We start from the raw sequence: 14,632 nt of genomic DNA, 5'->3' as shown, positions 1-14,632 counted from the left end.
CTATCCCCCGCATAGACTGGGTTGTATTAGCTGTACCTATAGGTGTTAATTTGTTTTTTTAATTCTATTTTTCTTATGGGGCATAATTTTTGCTCTACTATTTTTAATATAAGCTAGTATCTAGATAACATATTAGTTTTAATGATATTTCTTACTGATGTTATTTCATTACAAATTAATTTATAGTAGATTTACTACATAGGAAGTAAATGATTATTGTTTTCAATTCATTGCGTATCATAAGTGTTACTAAAAGAAACTAAAGCAGATATGACTACAGATTTTTCAAAGTACCAAAAGATAATTGAACAGTTTAATGGGAAGGTTTTAAAGAACGATTTTGAAACAAACTTTTCTGCGATGACTCAACATATCCCCAAAACAGAGCGATTTTTACTTAAAATGGAGCTCAAGCGTTTAGCTGTTGCATGTACGCGATTAATCGATTTGCGTGGCCATGTTGATGGAGAATGTCGGTCTTTTGATCATGATGGACGCGTTCACTATCTTGATGATATTGCGATTAAAGTATATCAAGAAAATATAGGTTTTTATCAGGGATATACTTTTGGTGTTTACGAAGCCGTAATGAACACTGAAAATAACTTTCGAGTTATATATCAAAAAGAAAAAAGTAACATGGGTAAACCGGTACAGGTTGAAACGACAAAAGCCGGTAAGCTCTTTGAAAAAACGCAGTACCCAGCAAGTTTGTTTACTTTTGGTCCATACCATAATCGTAGTGAAGAGCGAATGAATTTCGCTATTACCTTAGACATACTGCTTGAAAACGATAAAAATGAATACGAGTGTACGAGTTCAGATATCAGTGTTGAGGGGTGTAAGTTTCGCTTTAATTTTAAAAACATAATTACGGTTGGACAACATATAAATATTCGGTTTCGAGGTCTCGAAGACGAATTTCAATTTGGCAAAGAAAAAAGTTTTAATTTTGAAGTTAAAAATATACAAAAAATTGATAAAACTCAGTTGATTAGCTGTCAGAGAGTTTATTCGAAAGATAAACGCGTTGACGGTTTTCAAACTTTTCTTCAGGGCTTTATCCAAGGTAATAAACGCCGTTATAAAGTCAATCTAGACAATACTATTCATGCTATTCAATCACGTAGCTTTGAGCAATATAGTTTACCTAAATTAAATGAATTACCGATTTTTGTAGAAGATAACAAAGGTGAAATTTTACCTAGATACGCGCTCACCTGTCATAATAACCAAGCCACTTTTCAATATTGGCAAGATGAAAATCGCCACTCAACCTTATACTGTCTGATAACACCTGAACGCTTGCTCAGAATGAGAAAAACCCATGCTTTAGGTAAATCATTATTAGTTTATAGTTTCGTGCACATAAGCCAAGGTAAATTATTTTTTTATACGGCAGATGTTGAGCAATTAAATAATGATAGTGATTTTAAGGTACAATTTTTAGGTTTTGCTGCGTCAAAGCCGAGCTTTGCTATTACTCAACTATCGATTATGGACGTTGATATTGATAAAGCGCATTCTCCGTTAACGTTATCGAATACGCTAACAAAAAAGAATGAATACTTAAATCTCCCTATCCCTAGTGATGCAATAGAAACGCTTCATAATCTGCAAAGTATCGTGGTCGCTAGTGATGTAACCAACCCAGCATCAACTAAGCAGTATCAACGACTTTCATTTAAAAACATTGATACAATTCGGTTAAAAAACTTTGGTCATAAACGACTTACATCACCGCTGTTGATGGATGAAGTGGGCATTAATTATAAAAATCAACGACAAGAGTCAAGATTTAAATATGTTACTCCTGTTGAACTTGAAATTGCAGGTGTTCGTTGCTCGGGTAAATCGCATGATTTTTCTATTTTAGGTTTAAAACTAGAACTTGATAAGCCCTCGGTATTAAACAAAGGAGACGTTGTCTATTTAACTTTTCCTGGCTTGCAAAAGATTACCTCAGCCTTTGATTTAAAAGGTTTGCCTTATGAAGTTATGCGAGTTAATAAAAAGAAAAACATACTTAACTTACGGGTTTATGTTGAAAAGCATCAACATATGGGAAGAGCATTTTTTAAAGCATTAATTACAAAAAATCGTGACAAGTTAACCCCAGACGAATATGCCTTAATGATACCTGGCCTTGCTAAGGCATTAAGAAATATTTACAGTAGAAGTTTAACTATTCCGACATTAATGGTACAAACCAGTGGCAGTCGTTATAAATTAGAAGCTATCGTTTGTGGTACCGTTAAAGATAAATTATTACCGGTTATGAAACAGTTAAGTGATTCGCCATCGCAGTATAACCTATATCCTTTACTCAATAATTTACAAGCAACTAGTACCTTAACCTTACCACTGAAGAAAATGCAAACCGATGATACTCCGGTGCTTGAGACATTATATATTGCTGTAAATTTAGATAATGAAATAATTGATCAAGCGGTTACGACCAAAACAGCAAGCGAATTAGAGTCGCCGATATTGCAACGAATGTTTATATCGCGAGCATTAAATCGTGGTTTATTCTTTTGTGTACAAGTTAGATTATCTCGAACTGATGATCCCGACATGGACTATCTTAACCCAGAATTAAGCTATATCAGTTCCTATGCTATTCATCGTGGTAAACAAATAGAGCAAGATATTTGGAGTGTTGCTGGCGTTATGCAGTTTCTTGATATTACTCAAGAAACTTTAGTTCGTCATGAGCTATTAAGTGCTGTTATTTAAAGGGCTCTACGCTAGCCAGTGTAAAAGACAATCAAGACCATCGGCATTAATGGCACTGTCTGCCTTTGCTAAAACTAGTGGCTTAGCATGAAATGCTACGCCCAAATGTGCCGCCGCCATCATGACTAAATCATTGGCACCATCACCCATAGCGACGGTTTGTTCCTTAGCTAAGTGATATTTCTTTTGTAAAGCGACTAAACAATCTGCTTTTGCCTGTGCATCAACAACATCCCCTAAAACTTTACCCGTTAACTTGCCATCAATAATTTCTAAAGTATTAGCATGTGCGACATCAAGTGCCAGTAAATCTTTTAAGTGATCGGCAAAGTAAGTAAAGCCACCTGAGGCAATCGCAACTTTCCAACCATGGGATTTTAATGTACTAACAAGTATCTCTAAACCAGTCATTAACGGGATATTCTCGGCAACCTCAGCCAAAATGCTTTCTGAGGAACCTTTTAAGGTGGCGACCCGTTGGTGCAAGCTTTGTGCGAAATCAAGTTCACCAAGCATAGCAAGTTCAGTAACGGCCGCCACTTGTTCTCCAACACCTGCAAGTATTGCAATCTCATCGATACATTCAATTTCTATGGTCGTGGAGTCCATATCCATAACCAAAATACCTGGCTCTGATAATTTTGGCGCGTTTTCAATCAGTGCGGCTTCGATTTTATTGCTGAGGGTAAAGTTGACTAAGTTTTCTCTTGCCGTTTTTAAGTTTGCACAGGTAACGGTAAAGCGATAGCTGGTAAGATTATTCCTTAGATTGATAGCATTTACCGCCCAAATTGATAGTTGGCATTGACTGATTAAATTACTGAGCATACTAAGACTAATTTCACTGAAAACTACAAGCTCTAAGGGGGTTTTAGTGTGTGTCTTCTCGGCTAAACACGTTTGACCACCTTGTTGTTGGGTAAGGCGCTGATCAACGCACCAGTCATTACCTTCGAAAGTGGTAAAGCAAGGTAAACATTTTTCTGATGTTGTTGAAGAAATAAACTCAGCTAAAGTAAGTTGTTGAATATGCTCAAGGGAAAAACGTTTAATAGCAATGGACACAGTACCGCCTTTTATGTGAATGTTAGTTTTAGCGATTATTTTCAATGAATAATGCTATAGTATAAAAATGAACGTAATGATAAATTTTATACATTTGTAGTGCTATGACACAAATAGAACAGCCTTTATACCCTAAATTATCATCCATTTATAATAAAATTATGCAATTAGCTATAGCGATTGTCTTTATTGTCGTTCTAATGAATCTATGGATATACAGCCAGACACAAAATAAGCAAACTATCGATCAACACTTTTATGATATTGGCCAGCAGTATTTGCAACAAGCTTCAGCAGGTTTATCTGTATTAATCACCGAGGTTAACACGAAAGAGAGTCGACAATTACTGCAAAACTACGTTGATGAATTACAACTGGCTGAGGTAATAAAAGAAATTCATCTCTATGATTTATCTGGGCAATTAATTATTAGCAGTCAAAATGCAAAAAGTGTTAAAGCTCTTTTTGGGCTGTCTGAATATAAATTAAATAAGAGCGAATTCGCCGTGCCTTTCGTTAGTGAAATCCGTAAAGAAAGATTGATTGGCTACGTTCGCTTAACCCTAGACAAAAACTATTTAACCAATAAGTTATTAAAAAATAATGATCAACAGTTTACGCTGTTACGTTTTATGATGATAATCGCTGGAGTTGTTGGCTTTCTGCTTACCAGAGGTCTCAACCGATTTAGTCGTCAGGGGTTTAGATTAGTTAATAAAGATAAAAGGCTGAGTTAAGTCGGCATCATTTAATAGAGCTAGTTAATCCCTTTCATCGTTGAGCCAACTGAAAGAGGGTTGAAATATTATCTTCAATTTTTTCTGCTATCTCCTCTTTGCTCTCTTGGCGCAATTCGGCTAATCTTTCAAATACATCAATAACACGCAGAGGTGAGTTATCTTCGCCTTGAAAACCATTTAGCGGCATCGAAGGTGCATCTGTTTCTAATACTAGGCTACTCAAAGGTAAGCGCTTAATGGCTTTTATTGTTTTCTCCGCTCTAGGGTAGGTGATTGTGCCACCGATGCCTAATTTAAATCCCAAGTCTATATATTGGCAAGCCTGCTGGTAGCTTCCTGAAAAAGCATGAATGATACCTCCTCGAGAAATTTTTACTTGTTTTAATAGTGTGATAGTTTCGTTGTGCGTGCGCCGGTGATGAACAATAATCGGCAGTTGATGCTGTTGTGCCAGGTTAAGTTGGAATTCGAAAAATAACATTTGTTGGTTAATATTATCTTGCTGTTTTGCGATAATGCCATCAAGCCCAGCTTCGCCAATTGCAATTATTTGTGTTTTATTCTCTAATGTTTTTTGCGATAAGTCATCGAGATTTTTTTGCGTTAACCCCTCTAAAAACCAAGGATGAATACCTAAACAGGGAAAAATATTGCAACCACTCAAAGGTTGGTTTTTATTATGGTGGGCTAAGCTTAAAACATTTTGCCAGTTATCTGGTCTAACGGCAGGAACAATAATTTGATGAATACTTTTTTTTGCACATTGCTCGAGCAGTAAATTTGTTGAAGCACTACCTTTAGGGGTAAAAGCTTTGAAATCTAAGTGACAGTGGCTATCGGTAAATTTCATAAAATAATCGACTTTACTTGAAGTGCAAATAATGGGTGTGTGAAATTATAGCTTATCTAAAGTTCAGCTTGTTGATTACTGTCTTAGCTTTGTTGCTCTTTTTTCTAAAGCGCCAAGTACATTTTCTAATTTAAAATGTTCGATAAATTTTGGCTCGGGTTGTTGCTCTCTTAATAATATATCGGCTAGATAAACGGCTTGTGCGATACCAAATGATTTTTTTAAGAGCTTCTCCGGCTGATGATGCATAACTACCGCCTCAATTAAATGATAAGAAAAGCTCCACAGATGTAGGAGGTAGCCACCGACATGGTTATGATCTGTGCCAAATATTTTTTGCTCTAAGGCATTGTTGTTGGCATTTTTAAGCCGATACTGAAAATATGTTTTTGTAAGTGTTGGGTCCATCTCAAATAGTACAATTTTACCAATGTCGTGCAATAAACCCGCAAGTAGAGCATCTCGCTTAAGTTCTACTTTCACCATTGAAGCGGCCAAGCGGGCCGTTGATAAACAGTGTAGTTGTTCTTTGATCAATGAAAAGTCAGCAATGTCGGGTTCATAAGAAAAAAGTTCAGCAGTCATAACAATACAGCAGAGTGTTTCTAGTCCCATACGTGTTATTGCTTCACTAATATCGTTGATTGGCCTGCCTTGGTTCATAAAAGAACTATTGGAAAACTGCAATACTTTAGCGGCTAGTGCAGGGTCTTGAGAAATTATCTCTGATATTTTTTCTGAATCGGTATTACTTTCTTCTAAAATTGCATTGAGTTGTAAATAGATTTTGGGTGGGCTTGGTAATGTTTTAACTTTGGCTACGGCCTTGATAATATGATCTTTGGTGATCGCTTTATTATCATCTCCAAGGGCTTTGATGGTTTGATGAATGTTTTCAACATTAAGCGGCAGTGTGTAAGTGTAATGGCAATTATTAGTGGTTTGACCATTAAGCTGGCTCTGTGCGATGTTATCACTAGTAATTGCTATTCGTATCATAGCAGGATGTTTAAGTGCTATGGCTTTAAGAAGATCTAAACCACTTATTTGTCCTAAATCCAAAACACTAATAATAGCGTCAAATTTATATTTTTTTAAGGCTTTTAAGGCATGTTTGCCGTTATCAACATAAGCGGTTTGGCAAGGACCATTATAAAATTCCTGCTTTAATGGCAAGAGTTTTTGGTCTGTATTATCAACGATTAGCACTTTCATTTATTGACACTTCCTACCTTAATACTTGCCATATGCTGAAACAATTTCAATTTTTTGGCATTGCCCCTTCAGTAAACAAGGGCTAATGCCATCTATGCTTTTATGGAGACTACATGCGTTCCATAACGTCAATGCCAAGAATATCTAAGCCTTGTTTTAAGGTCTTAGAGATACTTAAACAAAGTGCTAAGCGAGACTGTTTTACATCTTGGTCAATGCCCTCTTTAAGAATAGGGCAAGCTTCGTAGAAGCTCATGTATAAACTCGCTAACTCATATAAATAATTGCACAATAGGTTAGGCATAGATTCGCCAATGACCGCATCTAGCACTTCTTCGAGCTGGAGTAGTTTTAACGCTAAGGCTTTTTCTTGTGGTTCAATAATGGTGATATCAGCGCTAAAGTTTACTTGTTCAATTTTTGCCTTACTGAAAATACTTTGAATACGTGAATAAGCATACTGCAAGTAAGGAGCCGTAGCGCCTTCAAAACTCAACATGGTTTTCCAGTTAAAAATATAGTCGCTGGTTCTATTCTTAGATAAATCAGCAAATTTAACCGCGCCAATACCTACTTTCAATGCAATTTCATTTAGCTTATCTTCAGGATAATCTGGATTTTTTTCTTTAATGACCGCTTTTGCACGAACAATGGCTTCGTCAAGTAATTCTGCTAATTTTATAGTACCGCCAGTTCTTGTTTTAAATGGCTTACCATCGTCGCCCATCATCATACCAAACGGGCAATGATCGTAACCAACATGTTCTGGCAGTAACCCAGCTTTACGCGCTACAATTTCTACTTGTTTAAAGTGTAAGCTTTGACGGGCATCGGTAAAAATAATGATACGGTCAGCTTTTAGTTCATCGCTACGGTAGCGACAAGCAGATAAATCTGTGGTCGCATATAAATAACCACCACCGGTTTTTTGGATAATAAAAACGGGGGCATCACCGTCTTTATTTTCCATTTCATTAATGAAAACCACTTTTGCGCCTTCACTAACTTCAGCAATACCCTTAGTCATTAATTCATCAACAACCCTAGGTAAATCTTCGTTATAAGCACTTTCGCCCATAATATCGTCGCGGGTTAAGGTCACATTAAGTTTTTGATAAATATCTTCACTGTGGGCAATAGATATATCAATGAATAATTTCCATAATACTAAGCAATCTTTGTCGCCACCTTGCAGTTTTACCACATAATCACGAGCACGGTCAGCAAAGCCTTCTTCGTTATCAAAACGTACTTTTGCTTCACGGTAAAAGTTTTCTAAATCAGAAAGTGCAGTTTCAGCAACTTCATTGGCATTAAGTTTGTCGCTTAAATGCGCCAATAACATGCCAAATTGTGTGCCCCAGTCACCCATGTGATTCTGGCGGATGACTTTGTCACCACGAAACTCTAATGCACGTACTACGGCATCTCCGATAATGGTTGAACGTAAGTGGCCCACATGCATTTCTTTGGCGAGGTTTGGCGCTGAATAATCAACGATAACCGTTTGTTTTTTGTCTTCTTGAGTGGCACCACGCTGGGTTACACCTAATTTTTCATCGTCAGCCATTTTAGCAAGTTGAGCGGCTAACCATGATTTGTCTAAATGAATATTAATAAAACCCGGTCCCGCTAACTCTATTTGGTCAGCAATACCCGCTAACTCTAAGTGGTTAACAACGGTGGTCGCTAATTCGCGTGGGTTCATTTTCAGTTTTTTAGCTGCACCCATAACACCATTCGCTTGGTAGTCACCAAAATTAGGGCGACTTGACAGGCTTACCGCTGGGTTAGTACCTTCAGGCAATCCAGCCAAAACCATGGCCGCAGATACTTTTTCACTTAGTAATTGCTTAATATTCATTTTGATCTCTGTTTTCTTATAATAGAAATTATTTGCTCATTTTTTGCAAGTAGATGGCATTTTAGCAAAGCGTTTATTACTTTTTATTGGTCAGTTTAGTTGACTAAATGAGCCAATAAAAAGTATCGAACAACGCCGATAAAATGCCTACTACGCAGAAAAATTTAGTGTTCTCGGGTTTTGTGGAACTGAATGTCAGGATGACGCTCTTGTGCCAAATTCAAATTCACCATAGTTGGAGCAATATACGTTAAGTTATTACCGCCATCTAGTGCTAAATTGTCATAAGCTTTTTTACTAAATTGCTCTAGTGTTCTTTCATTATCACAGGTACACCAGCGTGCAGTTGCTACACTTATCGGTTCGTAAATAGCGTCAACTTTATATTCAGTTTTTAAACGTTGTACAACGACTTCAAACTGCAATACACCGACCGCGCCAACTATCATCTCGTTTGAGTTAAAAGGTCTGAATACTTGCACAGCACCTTCTTCTGAAAGTTGTATTAAACCTTTTTGTAATTGTTTAGCCTTTAATGGATCACGTAAACGAATACGACGAAACATTTCAGGGGCAAAGTTTGGAATACCACTAAATTTCATCATTTCGCCTGAAGTAAAGGTATCACCGATTTGAATACTACCGTGGTTATGTAAACCGATAATATCGCCGGCGTAGGCTTCTTCTACATGTGCACGGTCTCCAGCCATAAACGTTACGGCATCGGCAATTTTTACATCTTTGTTAATACGTACTTGACGCATTTTCATGCCTTTTTCATACTTACCTGAACAAATACGCATAAAAGCAATACGGTCACGATGTTTTGGATCCATGTTCGCTTGAATTTTAAAAACAAAGCCAGTGAATTTTTCTTCTTGAGCGGTTACTTCTCTAACATCAGTTAAACGAGGTAAGGGTTTTGGTGCCCATTTAGTTAAACCATTAAGCATATGGTCAACACCAAAATTACCTAAAGCCGTACCAAAGAATACTGGCGTTAGCTCACCCTTTAAAAACTCTTCCAAATTAAATTCATGTGATGCACCCGCAACCAGTTCTAATTCTTCACGTAAATCGTCAGCATAAGTTCCAATGACCTTATCTAACTCTGGGTTATCAAGCCCTTTGATAATTCTTTCTTCTTGGATCATATGGCCAAGTCCTGACTTATATAAAAATATTTCGTCAGTTAAAATGTTGTAGACACCTTTAAATTCTTTACCCATACCAATCGGCCAAGTAATAGGGGCACATTTTATTTTCAGTACATCTTCTACTTCATCCATAACTTCCATAGGGTCACGAACATCACGATCCATTTTATTCATAAAAGTAATGATGGGCGTATCACGTAAACGGGTAACTTCCATTAACTTAACAGTACGTGCCTCAACACCTTTAGCTACGTCGATAACCATTAAACATGAATCAACCGCGGTGAGTGTTCTGTAGGTATCTTCTGAAAAATCCTCGTGACCAGGTGTGTCCAGTAAATTAACTAAACAACCGTTATAAGGAAATTGCATTACAGAGGTCGTGATAGAAATACCACGCTCTTTCTCCATTTCCATCCAGTCAGACTTTGCATGCTGGCCTGACTTTTTACCTTTTACCGTGCCGGCTCGTTGTAAAGCCTGACCAAAAAGTAATACTTTTTCAGTGATGGTGGTTTTACCCGCATCAGGATGAGAGATAATTGCGAAAGTACGTCTTAGATTGACTTCATTAGCCTGTAGCGTTGTCATGTTTTAAAAGTTCTCTTTGGTGTACATGCTGATGCACATAAAATGCTTTTTTTAAATACTGAAAGGACATGTGAACAATCCTAAATTTTGCGCGCATTGTACCATAAATATAAATAGCCGCATTAGAGGACTGTCTTTAAATGATTATTTTTAGCAAGAATCCTAGACATTAACACTTTTTATTTTGTTATTTGATTAAGTGGCAAGTGATCGTGCAGATAATAATTATTTGATTGGTTATTTTTAAGGTTGATATTCAATAATAAAGTCAATAAAAGCTCGCTTTTTCTGAATTTAATAAAAACATCAATAGTCATATTATTTGAAAGTCTTGATCAAAATCAATATCTCATCTTCGTGTATCAGATAGATTACTCTTGGGTAGAAAGTCTGAAATATGATGTGAAAATAACGAGATAGCATGGTTGATTTAGCTAGACGAAACTTTTTTAAAGCAAAAAAATTAACAACCGCTCCGGCAATCAGATTGCCTTGGGTGCTCAATGAAGCCACTTTTATTGCTGGTTGCACACAGTGTGGTGACTGTTTAACGTCTTGCCCTGAAAATATCATCCAAAAAGGTGATGGCGGTTTCCCGGAAGTTAACTTTTTAAAAGGAGAGTGTACTTTTTGTCAAGCGTGCGTTGAAAGTTGTCAACAGCCACTTTTTGCTGAACGCGCACTAGCTTCAGAAATTAATGCTTGGGATTTAGTATCTCCATAAAGGGCGATTGCTTAGCAGTTAACGATGTGTTTTGTCAAAGTTGTCAAGAGTGCTGTGAGACAGAAGCTATATCTTTTAAATATATAAATTCATCAGTACCACAATCCCAGATAAAACTTAGTGACTGCAAAAATTGTGGGGCCTGTGTTGCTATTTGCCCGCAATCATCTATTGAATTAACACCAAAAAATTCTGTGGGTGAGCAACCCACACACACTAATAGGAGAGTTATATGAGCGCTCTTGAACAAATGATTTGGAATATCTTAGTGTATTCATCGATGCCTGTTATTTTTTTAGCTGGTTTTGCCTGTACCGCTTTAGTCGCTATCGCGCTTTTAAAAATGTTAGGTATTAAGCCGGCTGGGGAATGATCATGATCAATCTACTAGAAGAAAAACCTATTAATATTGCTGGTGTGCTTTTTGTTACTCAGCCAAGTAATACCACCAAAGTGGCCAAAGAACTTGGTGGGTTTCCTGGCGCTGAAGTGCATGAAATTGCTGATAACGGTTCTATGGTGGTAACCATAGAAGAAAATGATTTAAACAGAGGTGAAAAAGGCAAAGGCCTTATTAACACCATTACAGATATGAGTAATTTACCGGATGTGATCTCTTCATCATTGATTTTTCATCATAATGATTATGGGCTACCACAACATCAGGGGATAAAGGTATGACATTAAAAAAACGTGATTTTATAAAAGCGAACGCCATTGCAGCAACTGCTGTCGCTGCGGGCATTGCTGTGCCATCTTTAGCTTCAAACTTGCTGACTAAATCGTCGGATACCACCATTAAATGGGATAAAGCCCCTTGTCGTTTTTGTGGCACAGGTTGTAGTGTGCTTGTTGGAACACAAGAAGGAAAAGTGGTCGCGACTCAAGGTGACCCTCAAGCAGAAGTTAACAAAGGCCTCAACTGTATTAAAGGTTACTTTTTATCCAAAATTATGTACGGTAAAGACCGATTAACTCAACCGTTATTACGGATGAAAGACGGTGTTTATGCCAAAGAAGGTGAGTTTACACCGGTAAGCTGGGATACCGCCCTTGATGTTATGGCTGAAAATTTAAAGCTGCTTTAAAGAAAAAAGGACCGACCTCTGTTGGTATGTTTGGTTCGGGTCAGTGGACTGTTTGGGAAGGTTATGCCGCTTCAAAATTAATGAAAGTGGGCTTTTTAACCAACAACCTTGATCCTAATGCCCGTCACTGTATGGCGTCAGCTGTGGATGGTTTTATGCGTACCTTTGGTATCGACGAACCTATGGGTTGTTATGATGATTTAGAGCACGCCGATGCCTTTGTACTTTGGGGTTCTAATATGGCGGAAATGCATCCTATTTTATGGTCGCGTTTAGCTGATCGTCGTTTAAGTCATCCTCATGTAAAAGTAAACGTATAAGCATCGAAGTTTTGAACTTACTGATAACGTTATGATTTTTACACCAAAAACAGATTTAGCGATATTAAACTTTATTGCTAATTATATTATTCAAAATAATGCCGTTAACGAAGATTTTATGAAAAAGCATGTCAATATTCGCGAAGGTGTTACTGATATTGGTTATGGTTTACGTCCTTCTCATCCATTACAAAAAGTGGCTAAAAACCCTGGTAGTGGCGAATCTAAGTCGAAGATTTTTAATGACTTTGCTAAATTTGTTAGTACTTATAGTATTGAATATACGTCAAAACTTTCGGGCGTTTCTGAAGATAAGTTGTTAACACGGGCTAAACTTTATGCGGATCCTAAAGTTAAAGTGACTTCGTTTTGGACGATGGGTTTCAATCAGCACACTCGTGGTGTTTGGGCAAATAATTTTATGTACAACGTGTATTTATTAACGGGTAAAATATCTGAACCGGGTAACAGCCTGTTTTCATTAACCGGACAGCCGTCAGCCTGAGGAACGGCGCGTGAAGTAGGGACTTTCTCACATAGATTACCTGCCGATCTCGTTGTTAAAAATCCTAAACATAGAGCGATAGCTGAAAAATATGGAAATTACCTGAAGGTACTATTCCACGTAAACCCGGTTATCACGCCGTTCAGCAAAATCGTATGCTTAAAGACGGCGAATTAAATGTGTATTGGGTTATGTGTAATAACAACATGCAAGCCGGACCAAATATCAATGAAGAAGGGAACCCTGGTTATCGTAATCCAGAAAATTTCATTGTCGTTTCAGACCCTTACCCAACGGTAACCGCACAAGCCGCTGACTTGATTTTACCTACGACTATGTGGGTAGAAAAAGAGGGAGCTTACGGCAATGCAGAGCGCCATACACAATTTTGGCATCAACAAGTAAGTGCGCCGGGTGAAGCGCGTTCAGATTTATGGCAAATAGTTGAATTTTCTAAGCGTTTTAAAATTGAAGAAGTATGGCCTGAAGAATTACTTGCCAAAAATCCTGAATACCCTGGCAAAACTATGTTTGACGTGCTTTATGCAAACGGTAATGTAGATAAATTCCCGATGAGTGAATCCAAAGGTGATACTAACTTTGAAGGTGATTATTTTGGCTTCTATATTCAAAAAGGCTTATTTGAAGAATATGCGACTTTTGGCCGCGGACATGGTCATGATTTAGCCCCCTTTGATCGCTATCACGAAGAGCGTGGCCTGAGGTGGCCGGTTGTTAATGGTAAAGAGACTAAGTGGCGTTTTCGTGAGGGTCACGATCCTTATGTAGAAAAAGGTAGCGAAGTGCAGTTCTATGGTCATAAAGATAAAAAAGCCAATATATTTGCCTTACCCTACGAACCAGCGGCAGAGTCACCCGATGAAGAATTCGACTTATGGCTGAGTACCGGTCGTGTTCTTGAACATTGGCATTCAGGCTCTATGATTGCGCGCGTGCCTGAACTTCATAAAGCATTTCCTGATGCGGTATTATTTATCCACCCTGACGATGCTAAAGTAAGAGGTTCACGCCGTGGTGATGAGGTGCTGATCGAATCTCGTCGAGGTGAAGTAAAATCTCGTGTTGAAACTCGTGGCCGTAATAGACCCCCGAAAGGTTTAGTTTTTATGCCTTGGTTCGATGCAAAAAAATTGGTTAATAAGTTAACCCTAGATGCTACCGATCCTTTGTCTAAACAAACTGACTTCAAAAAATGTGCGGTAAAAGTGAAAAAAGTCACTGTTTAGCACTAATTAAATTTAGTTAATCTACCGGGTAGAGGTAAAAATGAAAATATTATCAATAGTAATGATAACAGCCAGTTTAGCCATGGCATTAGGCGTACAAGCTTATCAATAAGTAACGTCAGGCGGTTTAGAGACTATTCGTGGCATAGCTAAAATTAATGAAACCAAAAGTACAGAAGCACTTAAACGTGTCATTAAAGATAAAAACCCTATTCAGCGCAATTATGTGCATCAACCACCTGTTGCGCCTCATCAAATACGTGGTTATCGGGTCAATAAAGACAGTAATAAGTGTTTAACTTGTCATGGTTGGAAGTATGCGAGAGAAACTGGCGCAACCAAAATAAGTTTAACGCACTTTGAGACACGTGACGGTAAAACACTGTCAGATGTTTCTCCGCGTCGCTACTTTTGTTCTAAATGCCATTTTACACAAGCTGATGCACCTGAGTTGGTTGATAATCTTTTTAAACCCGTTGAATCGTTAGGTAATGATTAAATATTGGTTTAACTAAACGTAATTTAGG

At 37.6% G+C, this 14,632-nt stretch carries 12 protein-coding genes and 1 pseudogene; 8 read left to right on the top strand and 5 right to left on the bottom strand.

The features are described from left to right. Positions 1–270 precede the first annotated feature (270 nt). On the top strand, positions 271–2,739 hold the full coding sequence (locus H4J66_RS14775; protein WP_182175774.1) for a PilZ domain-containing protein: 2,469 nt from the start codon (positions 271–273) through the stop codon (positions 2,737–2,739). 6 nt (positions 2,740–2,745) lie between these two features. Here the strand turns inward: H4J66_RS14775 and serB are convergent, their stop codons facing one another. Next, a complete protein-coding gene (serB, locus tag H4J66_RS20675) occupies positions 2,746–3,804 on the bottom strand; it encodes a phosphoserine phosphatase SerB (protein ID WP_310650668.1) in 1,059 nt (352 codons plus the stop codon). Positions 3,805–3,908: 104 nt separating this feature from the next. Here serB and H4J66_RS14765 point away from each other — a divergent pair, with 104 nt between their 5' ends. Then, positions 3,909–4,541 (top strand): AhpA/YtjB family protein, encoded by a 633-nt coding sequence (locus tag H4J66_RS14765; protein WP_182175773.1) that lies wholly within the window; start codon positions 3,909–3,911, stop codon positions 4,539–4,541. A gap of 34 nt (positions 4,542–4,575) precedes the next feature. On the opposite strand, the gene H4J66_RS14760 is transcribed toward H4J66_RS14765, so the two are convergent. The 4 genes from H4J66_RS14760 to prfC all read right to left on the bottom strand — a co-directional run bounded on the left by H4J66_RS14760 (position 4,576) and on the right by prfC (position 10,221). After that, entirely contained in the window at positions 4,576–5,394 is an 819-nt protein-coding gene (locus tag H4J66_RS14760; protein ID WP_182175772.1) for a TatD family hydrolase, read from the bottom strand. 75 nt (positions 5,395–5,469) lie between these two features. Continuing rightward, entirely contained in the window at positions 5,470–6,609 is a 1,140-nt protein-coding gene (locus tag H4J66_RS14755; RefSeq protein ID WP_182175771.1) for an HDOD domain-containing protein, read from the bottom strand. 109 nt (positions 6,610–6,718) lie between these two features. After that, on the bottom strand, positions 6,719–8,473 hold the full coding sequence (gene argS, locus H4J66_RS14750; RefSeq protein ID WP_182175770.1) for an arginine--tRNA ligase: 1,755 nt from the start codon (positions 8,471–8,473) through the stop codon (positions 6,719–6,721). 164 nt (positions 8,474–8,637) lie between these two features. Next, on the bottom strand, positions 8,638–10,221 hold the full coding sequence (gene prfC, locus H4J66_RS14745; RefSeq protein ID WP_070376025.1) for a peptide chain release factor 3: 1,584 nt from the start codon (positions 10,219–10,221) through the stop codon (positions 8,638–8,640). A 421-nt stretch (positions 10,222–10,642) separates the two neighbouring features. Between prfC and H4J66_RS14740 the strand changes: the two genes are divergently transcribed. The 6 genes and pseudogenes from H4J66_RS14740 (at position 10,643) to H4J66_RS14715 (ending at position 14,604) form a co-directional block, all read left to right on the top strand. Beyond that, positions 10,643–10,945, top strand: coding sequence for a 4Fe-4S dicluster domain-containing protein (locus H4J66_RS14740; protein WP_182175769.1), 303 nt, complete (start codon positions 10,643–10,645; stop codon positions 10,943–10,945). Between the two features lie 26 nt (positions 10,946–10,971). Continuing rightward, complete coding sequence (locus H4J66_RS20830; protein ID WP_182203071.1) at positions 10,972–11,181, top strand: 4Fe-4S dicluster domain-containing protein; 210 nt, start codon at positions 10,972–10,974, stop codon at positions 11,179–11,181. Then, a complete protein-coding gene (locus H4J66_RS14730) occupies positions 11,178–11,318 on the top strand; it encodes a TIGR02808 family protein (RefSeq protein WP_182175767.1) in 141 nt (46 codons plus the stop codon). The genes H4J66_RS20830 and H4J66_RS14730 overlap by 4 nt, the downstream gene beginning before the upstream one ends. A 2-nt stretch (positions 11,319–11,320) precedes the next feature. Next, positions 11,321–11,626 carry a chaperone NapD gene (locus tag H4J66_RS14725; protein WP_182175766.1) on the top strand — a complete coding sequence of 102 codons (306 nt, stop codon included), beginning with the start codon at positions 11,321–11,323 and terminating at the stop codon, positions 11,624–11,626. Further along, positions 11,623–14,105, top strand: a pseudogene (gene napA, locus H4J66_RS14720) (nitrate reductase catalytic subunit NapA). Before H4J66_RS14725 ends, napA begins: the two are co-directional and overlap by 4 nt. Positions 14,106–14,241: 136 nt before the next feature. Then, complete coding sequence (locus H4J66_RS14715) at positions 14,242–14,604, top strand: nitrate reductase cytochrome c-type subunit (protein WP_310650671.1); 363 nt, start codon at positions 14,242–14,244, stop codon at positions 14,602–14,604. Positions 14,605–14,632 lie beyond the last annotated feature (28 nt).

The sequence above is a fragment of the Colwellia sp. MB3u-55 genome, from assembly GCF_014076785.1.
Classification (GTDB): domain Bacteria; phylum Pseudomonadota; class Gammaproteobacteria; order Enterobacterales; family Alteromonadaceae; genus Colwellia_A.
Note: the sequence above shows the minus strand (reverse complement) of the source record. Positions and strands in the feature narration are given on the sequence as shown.

Coding starts and splice junctions, on each gene's coding strand:
- H4J66_RS14775 (WP_182175774.1), top strand. CDS start 271: ATGACTACAGATTTTTCAAAGTACCAAAAGATAATTGAACAGTTTAAT.
- H4J66_RS14725 (WP_182175766.1), top strand. CDS start 11,321: ATGATCAATCTACTAGAAGAAAAACCTATTAATATTGCTGGTGTGCTT.
- H4J66_RS14760 (WP_182175772.1), bottom strand. CDS start 5,394: ATGAAATTTACCGATAGCCACTGTCACTTAGATTTCAAAGCTTTTACC.
- H4J66_RS14740 (WP_182175769.1), top strand. CDS start 10,643: ATGGTTGATTTAGCTAGACGAAACTTTTTTAAAGCAAAAAAATTAACA.
- H4J66_RS14730 (WP_182175767.1), top strand. CDS start 11,178: ATGAGCGCTCTTGAACAAATGATTTGGAATATCTTAGTGTATTCATCG.
- prfC (WP_070376025.1), bottom strand. CDS start 10,221: ATGACAACGCTACAGGCTAATGAAGTCAATCTAAGACGTACTTTCGCA.
- H4J66_RS14765 (WP_182175773.1), top strand. CDS start 3,909: ATGACACAAATAGAACAGCCTTTATACCCTAAATTATCATCCATTTAT.
- argS (WP_182175770.1), bottom strand. CDS start 8,473: ATGAATATTAAGCAATTACTAAGTGAAAAAGTATCTGCGGCCATGGTT.
- H4J66_RS14755 (WP_182175771.1), bottom strand. CDS start 6,609: ATGAAAGTGCTAATCGTTGATAATACAGACCAAAAACTCTTGCCATTA.